Raw genomic sequence first — 311 nt, forward strand, 5'->3', positions numbered from 1 at the left:
CCGGATAGGTCTCCGGTGCGGCCGGGCTCAGCACCGTGCTCTGCGGGATGCCGCCGGCACCGTAGGAGGGCACCGCCGTGACCTCGCCGCTGGTTGAGGCCAGGGTCCGGCCCAGCGCGTCAGCCCGGGCGGCAGAGGCGGCGGCGGGGGTGCCGTCGGCGAAGACCACCCTCGCCGAGGTGGTCCGGGCCGCGGTGTCGGCGTCCTGCACGGACACGGCCCGGGCCTCGCCCAGGCCGGCATCCTCCTGGCCTGCGCCCAGCACGCCCTGCGCGACGGCTTCCGCCACGATGTCCGTGGCGGTTTTGACG

1 protein-coding gene is annotated in these 311 nt (G+C 76.5%); it reads right to left on the reverse strand.

What is annotated here, in order from left to right; all coding sequences use genetic code 11:
• Positions 1–311 (reverse strand): hypothetical protein (locus IF89_RS39985; protein ID WP_043195086.1); only part of this gene is annotated, 311 nt, incomplete at both ends.

Source organism: Streptomyces sp. NRRL F-2664, from assembly GCF_000719345.1.
Taxonomy (GTDB): domain Bacteria; phylum Actinomycetota; class Actinomycetes; order Streptomycetales; family Streptomycetaceae; genus Streptomyces.